Annotated in this window: 5 protein-coding genes; all 5 read right to left on the reverse strand. The window is 39.6% G+C overall.

The window, feature by feature from the left end; all coding sequences use genetic code 11:
* Positions 1–22: 22 nt before the first annotated feature.
* The 5 genes from F0226_RS06255 to F0226_RS06275 all read right to left on the reverse strand — a co-directional run bounded on the left by F0226_RS06255 (position 23) and on the right by F0226_RS06275 (position 9,254).
* On the reverse strand, positions 23–766 hold the full coding sequence (locus F0226_RS06255) for a GntR family transcriptional regulator (protein ID WP_171734838.1): 744 nt from the start codon (positions 764–766) through the stop codon (positions 23–25).
* A gap of 170 nt (positions 767–936) precedes the next feature.
* Positions 937–1,752: an AraC family transcriptional regulator gene (locus tag F0226_RS06260; protein ID WP_171734839.1), complete on the reverse strand. Its 816-nt coding sequence runs from the start codon at positions 1,750–1,752 to the stop codon at positions 937–939.
* A gap of 28 nt (positions 1,753–1,780) precedes the next feature.
* Positions 1,781–2,377: a LysE family translocator gene (locus F0226_RS06265; protein ID WP_171734840.1), complete on the reverse strand. Its 597-nt coding sequence runs from the start codon at positions 2,375–2,377 to the stop codon at positions 1,781–1,783.
* A gap of 388 nt (positions 2,378–2,765) precedes the next feature.
* Complete coding sequence (locus F0226_RS06270; protein ID WP_171734841.1) at positions 2,766–5,942, reverse strand: HD domain-containing phosphohydrolase; 3,177 nt, start codon at positions 5,940–5,942, stop codon at positions 2,766–2,768.
* A gap of 153 nt (positions 5,943–6,095) precedes the next feature.
* The gene (locus F0226_RS06275) at positions 6,096–9,254 is read right to left on the reverse strand and encodes an HD domain-containing phosphohydrolase (protein WP_171734842.1); all 3,159 of its coding nucleotides are present in this window, start codon (positions 9,252–9,254) and stop codon (positions 6,096–6,098) included.
* Positions 9,255–9,426 lie beyond the last annotated feature (172 nt).

Here is a 9,426-nt window from a genome sequence, read left to right on the forward strand (position 1 = left end):
GCTGGCTGATACAGGACTAGCATTACGCTGTGCTGATCTGCTGCTCTATTAGAGTTCGACTTCCTGATATGTGCCGTCTCATCAGCATTTCTGCTAATTCCTCATCACCATTTTTGATCGCCTGAAGAATATATTTATGCTCATCAAGCGCTTGCTCTGGGCGAGATTGAGATCGCGGCACTTGATATCGGTACATTCGAAGAAGGTGATATAACTCATTGCACAATAAGGAAATAAGTTGAGTATTTCGACTGGCTTTGATGATGCGATAATGGAAATCAAAATCGCCGTGTTGATGAAAATAGGAAGATCCTTCTACTTCATCAATATGCTGTGAGTGGGTTGACAATAGCCCTTCAAGCGCAAGTAATTCTTCTCGGGTGATATGGCGCGCAGCTAGTCGCGCTGCCATACCTTCTAGAGCTTCACGAACGGCATACAGCTCTATCAGTTTGTCTGGAGAGAAAGTAATAACACGAGCGCCAACATGAGGAATTCGTTCTATCAGCCCCAAACCTTCCACGCGCATAATGGCTTCACGCAACGGGCCGCGACTTACTTCAAAACGCTTTGCTAATTCTGGCTCTGAGATTTTACTTCCTGGGGCAATCGAGCCACCTACAATGGCTTCAATTAAATACTCAGTAAGACTTTCTGATTTGGTATTTTGAGATTCAGGCTTATTGCTTTCTTTGTCACTTGTACGAGTTTCTTTATCGCTTGGACGAATGTTTGTTTCGTTATTTACCGAAAGCGCACTATTCATGGGTAACACCTTATACTTAGCCATTCATTGTGAGCTATCTGGTTACTCACATTGTCTACAATTTGTTCTTCTGAATATAAAATAGACGATAAAAGTGTCGACAATCAAGTGAATTGTCGACAATTTAGACTAAGGTAGTAGTGTTGAAGAGTGGAATATGAAAAGTGTATTTATTGGAAGAATGATTGATAAAGCCTTGGTGTAACAGCAGTTCTCTTCTTAAAGTTGCGTTGAAAATGCGCCTGGTCTGAAAAACCTAATTGATTTGAAGTGTCGACAATTGTTTGTCCGGTTTTGAGCATCTCTTTTGCTCGCTTAATCCTTTCATCCAATAAGTACGCATGTGGGGATAAGCCGTAATACTGCTTAAAAGTTCGAATTAGGTGATATTGACTGACTCCAATTTCTTGGGATAAGTCGGTTAAAGACAAGTTAGAGTCGAGGTTATCAATAAGTTTTTCTTTCACTCTTGAAAGATGAGGAGCGGTAAACACTTTGCTATTTTTAGACTTAGTTGAAAGCGTAAAGCCTTTACGTATAAATTCGAATAATTGATATTCAGCTTCAAGTGCACTTTCTCCACAAATAAGGCTCCGGTACAAAGCTTGAAATTGTCGCTGCAGGTCAGTGCGCCTTTCAAAGTCATTTTCAAAAGCAAAATAGTCATGGCTTGTGCTATCTAAGATTTGCTGCTGAACCTTTCCCATCCAAAGACTATCGACAAACAACATGGAATAAGACCAGTGACCCTGCTCAGGGTTACAGGAATGGACATCAGCAGGGTTTATTGTAACTACATCATTTGCGCCAATACTATGTTGGCTTCCGAGGTTGGTATATGCAGCCTGCCCGCTATTGATTATTCCAAAAGAAAACTCATCATGTGAGTGCGCTTCGTAACAAGCCTTCGAATCACTTGCTACTCGAATTTCAATTTGAGGTAATAACGAGCTTTGTTTAAACGCAACTGAATTATCCTTTGCCATTCCCTGTCACCGCTATTCCTTGTCACCGTTAAACCCAAATACTCGAAATAGACACAACTAAGAGCATTGCCATGGTTTGATTAAATCGTTTTTGCCTTTTTTCTGACTGCAAAAATCGGCGAATAACATGACCTATAGCAGCCCATGAAGAAACACCAATAAAACAAGCCGCCAGAGAGATCCCCGTAAAAATGACCAGTTGAAGTTGAACTGAATCATGTCCTACAACATATAAGCTAATGCCAGACATAGCAACTAACCAAGCTTTAGGGTTGATACATTGCATCACCGCACCATGCAGTAAACTCGGAGCTTTAGTTTGCTCTACTTCGCTAACACTTTGGAAAGGAGCGGTAGCTATTTGTTTCGCTAAGTAGAGTAGAAATAGACTGCCTGTGATTTGCATGCCTTTCGCTAAGTTAGGGATCAAATCAACTAGAGAACTCAATAAATGGCCCGATACAAATACAACTGCGCTATAAGCGATGCTTGCCCCTGTTACGTACATTAACGCTTTCATGAACCCATAATTTGCAGCTGTGCTGGTCGCTACCAAGTTAACAGGACCTGGTGAAATTGCGCCAACAATAGCAAAAGCTGACATTGCAATGATAAGTTGTTCCATTAATACTCCTTGGCTTGTTAATTAGTAATCTGGATGTCGCCTTAAGCAGTCAAACCATAGCTGTCTTGCTCTTAGTCTTAGTCTTAGTCTTAGTCTTAAATAGTCAGGATCTAAAAATTAGAACAAGACTAAGCATAAGAACTAAGCATGAGAGCTAAACTCGACACTGACCGACTTCGTTACCCACAATAACTAAGATGAAATCGTATTTATTGAACAATATTGCGGTGACATTTTATCTTCATGAATACATAACGGCTCTTAAAGCACACATTATTTCTCTCATTTATAGCTCTAATACATACGAGACTCTCAGACAATAAAAAAGCGCACGATAAAGTGCGCTTGTAAAAGCTCAATTAGACCGGTCTTAACTAGCAGTTTGAGCTCAGCTCACTTTCGCGACGGCTCCCATATATTTGTTAAGATCGACAAAGTCAATTTGCTCTGGCTTCAAATATTCCTGTGCATATCGAACATGAGTACCACTTGATAAGAATAAACGGAAAAGCTCAATATCTAAATGTTCATCCAGCGCCATTTTATGCATGATATCGACCGCAACACTTATCGGTTTGGCTTTCTTATACGGCCTATCAGCGGCTGTTAACGCCTCAAATATGTCAGAGATAACCAAGATACGCTCAGGAATAGAAAGATCATCCGCCGTTAGTTTACGTGGGTAACCTGTCCCTTTTAATGTTTCATGGTGCGTTGAAGCATAGCGAGGAACTCGGCTCAATTCTTTCGGGAATGGTAAGTTCTCAAGCATCTTGATTGTGCTAAGCATATGCTCATTGATTTTAAAGCGATCTTCCGGTGTTAACGTGCCACGAGCGATGCTTAAATTATACACTTCACCCATATTATAAAGGTGTTCCGGTACATCCATTTTGATGCCATGTTTAGGATCAAACTCAAGTGGGCGATCACGTTTAACAATATGTTCAGGTTTATCTGTAAGAAGTGGCTCAATAGCAGGTAAAGATGAATGCGTGACTTTATTTAGCTCTTCAATTGGGGATAAACCCAGTGCATCATCAAAGTTTCTCACCCAAGTGATCTGAGCAATCTCTTTAATTCGAACCACCTTGTCATTGCTCATGAACTCACCACCAACATTCGATGTAGCGATAAATTCAAAGTCCTCTTTCAACTGTAACTGCTTAGCCTTTAGCTCTGCATCGATCAATTCTACCGCCTCAATGCCTTCAAGCTTTTTGGTAAGAGCAATTATTTCTACATCACGCCATAACACTTCAAAACGAGTTCTCACTTCGTGGATACGGTTATAATTGGCTTCTAACTTACTGCCTTTATCCACAATATGTTCTGGTGTGGTGATCTTGCCACAGTCATGTAGCCAAGCTGCAATTCTGAATTCACGGCGTTCGTCATCATTTTCAAACTTGAAGGATTCAAAAATGCCGGAGTCACATTTCTCAGCTGCCTCAGCCAACATAAGACCAAGTTCAGGCACTCGATTACAATGCCCTGCCGTGTACGCAGACTTATCATCGATCGCTTGAGCGATAAGTTTAATAAAGGCTTCAACAAACGCTTCTTGTGCTTCTTCATGACGCTTGATTTCTTTCGACATTTCCACAATCGCAGCCGACAATTCCCAAATTTCTGAAATACGGGTATCCGACTGTTTCACCTCTTCGTATTGACGATTTTTGATCAACTGAGTTTGACCGATTAAGTCTTTAATCGGATCAACAATAGGAGAACCAAAACGCCATGCCAAAGGCAGCAAGCACAACAAGAAAGCACCGGTAATAAGCACTGATTTTGTTACTTTATCCATCACTTGAGCCAACACTACGCTCTCGGCAATCAACACAGCAAAATACTCGCCATTCACGTGATCTCTGGTCGGCTTGATGTAGATGTATTTATTTACACCAGATACGTTTCGCTTCAGTAGTTGCCCATGAGTAGAGTCTGAGTGGGCGAGTTCATACAATTCCAAATACGGAACTCGTCTCATGTCTTCTTTTGCTTGTTTATTCTTCAGGTTTAACCATTTGTTATCTAAATACTGGCGTTGCTCTGGAGTAATATTCGAAATCGCCAAATTGATGATATCTACAATCTCTTTATCCTGAGACTGCATCAAAATATGGTAAGCCGCTGGGAAATTGTTATCTAACTCAGCAATGCCTTGGTTAACCTTCATATCAGTCAGAAAGTATTGCTGAACAGCAGATTGCAAAATAGCAGAGGTATCAATGAAAGCAATGACTTCATCAGCTTTTAGCGCGTCAATTACACCGTTGACTGTCGAGAACTCAACCAATTCAATATCTGGATAAAGACGGCGGAATTTAGGGATAATTGACCAACCAGCCAAAATTCCCAACTTTTTGTCACGTAATTGACTTAACGAATCAATGTCACCAAAAGACTTCTTAGCGGCTAGTGCGAAGGGTAAATGGTAAATCGGATCACTAAATTCCCCTACCGCATAACCTTGGTTATTATTCTGCAATGAATGCAATATATCTAACGAACCGTCAGTGTATTGCTGGAGTAGTTCATTCCAAGTAAAACCATTGATAAACTCAAACTTCAAGCCAGTTCTTTTAGATAGTTCGCTAAGCAAGTCAACCGCATAACCTCTTGGTTCACCGGAAATAGCGTAATCCATTGGGCCCCAAGCATTTTGGTTAGAGACTTTCAGTGAACGTGTGCGGCTAACCAGTGCTTTTTGTTCTTCAGTAAGCTCTAGTGCATTCCCTTCTGGCATGTTGTCAGAATAGTCAGGTGCAAGGTTGGTCGCGATTACTTCGCCATTACGTCTAAATACAAAAGCTTCAACGCCTGTGGTTGGTCCTGAACTTTCTAATATCGACTTCATTCTGTCTGACATTGAAGATAGCAGCACATCAACACCAAGTACTTGTTGGTATTTTGGTAATTCAATCGAAAAAGTTTGACCTGTTATTTTTAAGTGTTGAAACAAATAAGGCTGAGTTTTATAAACTTCATTAGATGCGCCTTCATACCATGGACGCTCCGTTGGGAAGTAGTTGCTATCGACAGAGGTCATATGTCGTTCTTCAAAACGATCATCGAGAAAATGGGTTTGTTTTAAACGTTTCTCGCCTTCATTAAATATATGAATAACAACCCAACGGTCTTGAGGAGCAGCATTAATTTTTTCACGGACAATAGGAGAAGATTCGAGATTGATAAGTTGATAGAAGTTTTCATCCTGCCCACCAATATAAACACTATAAACTTGAGGGTTATTTTTTAGTACATCAGAAAAAATATTTCGCATAGTGACACGATCAAGCTCTGAGTCGGTCGCCTTCAATATAGAAGCAAGCAATTGTGTTGTGTAACTACTTTCACCGTCCGAATCTGTCACATAGTCGCTGATATTATTCGCAATAATAGAATATTTGGTGAGCGTATTTTCTGTCGCCAATTTATTATTAAAATAATATTGAAGTGATATTGCCAGCATTGCGGTAATAATTGTCGCAAGGATGAACATCCCTCCGACAGTAAGCCGTATCGAAATTTTTTTATTCTCTCTATAGACTTTATCCATATAGCCTTACGTCCATGTTTATATTGTTATAACCTGCTTCTGAACTCATCAGAATTACATACCATATATAACAAACTTATAGATTACAATATTGTCATCAAGTTTATTTTAGTGACCCAAGCGTCCTTGCTCAGATTGTATTCACTGATAGCTTCACCCCAGATATTTATCGATATCTACATGGTCATTTTGTTCTGGTTTTAGGTACTCTTGAGCATATTTAATGTGTGTGCCACTCGTTAGAAACAACCTAAACAACTCAATATCCATATGTTCATCCAGCGCCATTTTGTGCATGATATCCACTGCAACACTGATAGGTTTCGCTTTCTTATAAGGTCTATCTGAAGCGGTTAGCGCTTCAAAAATATCGGCGATAACCAACACGCGCTCAGGTACAGATAGGTCTTCCGCAGTCAGCTTACGTGGATAACCCGTCCCTTTGAGTGTTTCATGATGTGTTGAAGCATAACGAGGTACCCTGCTTAACTCTTTAGGGAACGGTAAGTTCTCTAACATTTTGATAGTACTGATCATGTGCTCATTAATTTTAAACCTGTCTTCAGCCGTTAAAGTGCCTCGTGCAATAGACAGATTATAGACTTCACCCAAGTTATATTGATGCTCAGGCATTTCCATTTTGATATTAAAGCTAGGATCGAGATCCGATGTTCTTGTTCTATGGATAATATGCTCAGATTTATCTGACAGTAGTTTCTCTTCTACTGGATAATCTTGCTTTGCCTTGCTTCGCGACATTTCTTCAATCGGTGACAAACCTAAATTATCATCAAAATTTCGTAGCCAAGTAATATCAGCAATTTGTTTAATCTTGTCGACTTTATCATCACTCATGAATTCTCCTCCCACGTTGGAAGTCGCGATGAATTCAAAGTCACTAGTCAGTTTTTGATGCGTTTGTTTCAAATCAGATTCGATTTGTTCTTTACTCGCCGTACCTTCTATCAAACCTTTCAATGCTGTGATTTCAGCATCACGCCACAACACTTCGAAACGAGTTCTGATCTCATGGATACGGTTGTAGTTCGCTTCTAGTTTAGACCCTTTATCTACAATATGTTCAGGAGTCGTGATTTTCCCGCAGTCATGCAACCAAGCGGCAATTCTGAATTCACGTCTCTCTTCATCATTTGCAAAACTAAAGTCTTTAAATGAGCCTTTTTTCGACTTCTCCGCCGCTTCCGCTAGCATCATTCCAAGCTCAGGAACACGATTACAGTGCCCTGCAGTATAAGGAGATTTATCATCGATAGCTTGTGCAATGAGCTTAATAAACGCTTCAACAAATTCTTCTTGAGTTTGTTCATGTTGTTTAAGCTCTGCCGCCATATCTTGGATAGCAGAAGAGAGTTCCCATACCTCTTTAATCCGCGTTTCAACCAGTTCAACATTGTCATAATCGCGTTTTTTAATTTTGCTGGTTTCTTCTCTTAGCTGTTTGATCGGTCTTACGATTGGCGCACCAAATATCCAAGCAACAGGTAAGGTCAAACACATGAGAAAAACCGTTACACCAATAGAAGTCGTAACCCTTTTTGTCACTGTGCTATAGATTTCTTTCTCAGGAATGACAACAGCAAAGTACTCACTATTATTCTCGTCTCTAGGAATCGCTTTTAAATATAGGTGCTTAATGTTTCCATTGATCTCGACTTGGATCATTTCCCCTTTAGCTGTTGCCGTTTCAGCCATGTTATACAGTTCAATGTAAGGCACCATTTGGTTTTTATCCGCAGAGCCATGATTAAACCATTTATCTTCTAAAGCCGATATTTGCTCAGGAGTGATATTACGAATTGCATGATTGATGATAGGGAGTAAAGCAGCGTGTTCGGGTCTTAAAGCGATATGGAACTTTGTTGAGTAAGGACCAGTTAAATCTTGAAGAACATTATTGATTCTTAAACCTGTATGAAAATACCTTTCTAGAGCAAACGCCAAAACAGGTTTGACATCAAGAACCGCATCACACTCTCCTTTTTCTACGGAGTCATATGCACTTTCAAGGCTGGGAAACTCAACTAACTCAATATTTGGGAAATCCTTTTTTAACTGTTCGATGATCGACCAACCAGAAAGAATGGCGACTTTTTTAGACTCTAAATCCGCATAATTTGAAACCAGTGCTGAATCTGAACGCGTCACAACTGAAAACGGCAGTTCAAAAATGGGATCCGTATAAAGCCCTTTGACTCCGTTACTGGAATAATTCTGGATAGAATGTAGAGCATCTAACTCGCCTTCTTTGAATTTATTCGCCAGATCTCTCCATGAGAAGCCATTCACAAATTCAATATCTATGCCCGACATCGTTTCAATAATGGACAGTAAATCGATCGCGTAACCCTGCGGTTGACCTGATACAGAGAAATCCATTGGACCCCAATCGTTTTTATTCGACATCAATAACGCGCCAGTCTCTGCAATTATTTGTTGCTGATCACTAGTCAAATAAATTTTGGTAGCCGATGGAATCGTATCTTGATTTTCTAACACTTGATTAGTTGCAATGATACTCCCCGACTCAGAGTAAAGGTAAGACTCTACTTTACTGTCCGGTTCTAAACCTAAAGCGTCCGCTGACATTTTATTTGAAACTGAAGACAAAACGATATCAATACCAATTACGTGTTGGGTGCTTTTATCATTTTTAGAAAGGAAAGCTAGAGAGTAAGTTTGCCCTGTAATTTGCAAGTGCTGGAATAAGTATGGCTGCGTTTTTTCAACCATTCTTTTATTAGCCGCAATGTACCAAGGGCGGGTTGTGGGTAAATAATTTGTGGATTCTGTGACTCGGTCACGAAGGTTAAAATTAGCATCATAAAATTCAGTACTTCGAATCCGACCTTCAGGAAGATTTTGAATGTCTATCACCACCCAGCGGTCTTCGAATGTCGCTTGTATTTTATCTCTTACTTTGGGGGAAGATTCTAAGTTGATAATTTGAAAAAAATTATCATTCGAAGAACCAATATAAATACTATAGAAAAGAGGGTGATCTTTAATAGCTTCAACTAAAATCGTTCTAATTTCTGTCTTAGTGAGTTGATTGCTGATTGAGCGGTTAACAGAAGAAAGTAAACGGACGGTATTAGCCGCATCAGAATCAATCGAACCCATAAAATCACTAAGTTCTTCTGACGCCATTGTTAATTTCGACAATGTATGTTCTGTTGCCATTTTCTTGCTGAAATAATACTGCAAAGATACTGCAACTATGGCTGTTAATATTGTTGCAAGTAAAAACATTCCTCCGACGGTAAATCGCAGTGAAATCTTTCGATTTGTCATTCCTATCCAATCCCTGAATTAAAATAATACTGTACTCAATTCTATAAGTACTTATTTCCTATATTTTCTTCCTAGCGTCAACACTTTTCAACATAATATTCGATAAAAAACCCTTAAAATCATCTAATTGCGCATTTTTTACCTTATTAAATATAGTAACAGTGTCATATTC

The sequence above is a fragment of the Vibrio sp. 99-70-13A1 genome (assembly GCF_013114625.1).
In the GTDB taxonomy this organism is placed as follows: Bacteria; Pseudomonadota; Gammaproteobacteria; order Enterobacterales; family Vibrionaceae; genus Vibrio.

Bases quoted from the DNA above. Each gene is read 5' to 3' on its own strand.
- F0226_RS06255 (WP_171734838.1), bottom strand. From the start codon at position 766: ATGAATAGTGCGCTTTCGGTAAATAACGAAACAAACATTCGTCCAAGC.
- F0226_RS06260 (WP_171734839.1), bottom strand. From the start codon at position 1,752: ATGGCAAAGGATAATTCAGTTGCGTTTAAACAAAGCTCGTTATTACCT.
- F0226_RS06265 (WP_171734840.1), bottom strand. From the start codon at position 2,377: ATGGAACAACTTATCATTGCAATGTCAGCTTTTGCTATTGTTGGCGCA.
- F0226_RS06270 (WP_171734841.1), bottom strand. From the start codon at position 5,942: ATGGATAAAGTCTATAGAGAGAATAAAAAAATTTCGATACGGCTTACT.
- F0226_RS06275 (WP_171734842.1), bottom strand. From the start codon at position 9,254: ATGACAAATCGAAAGATTTCACTGCGATTTACCGTCGGAGGAATGTTT.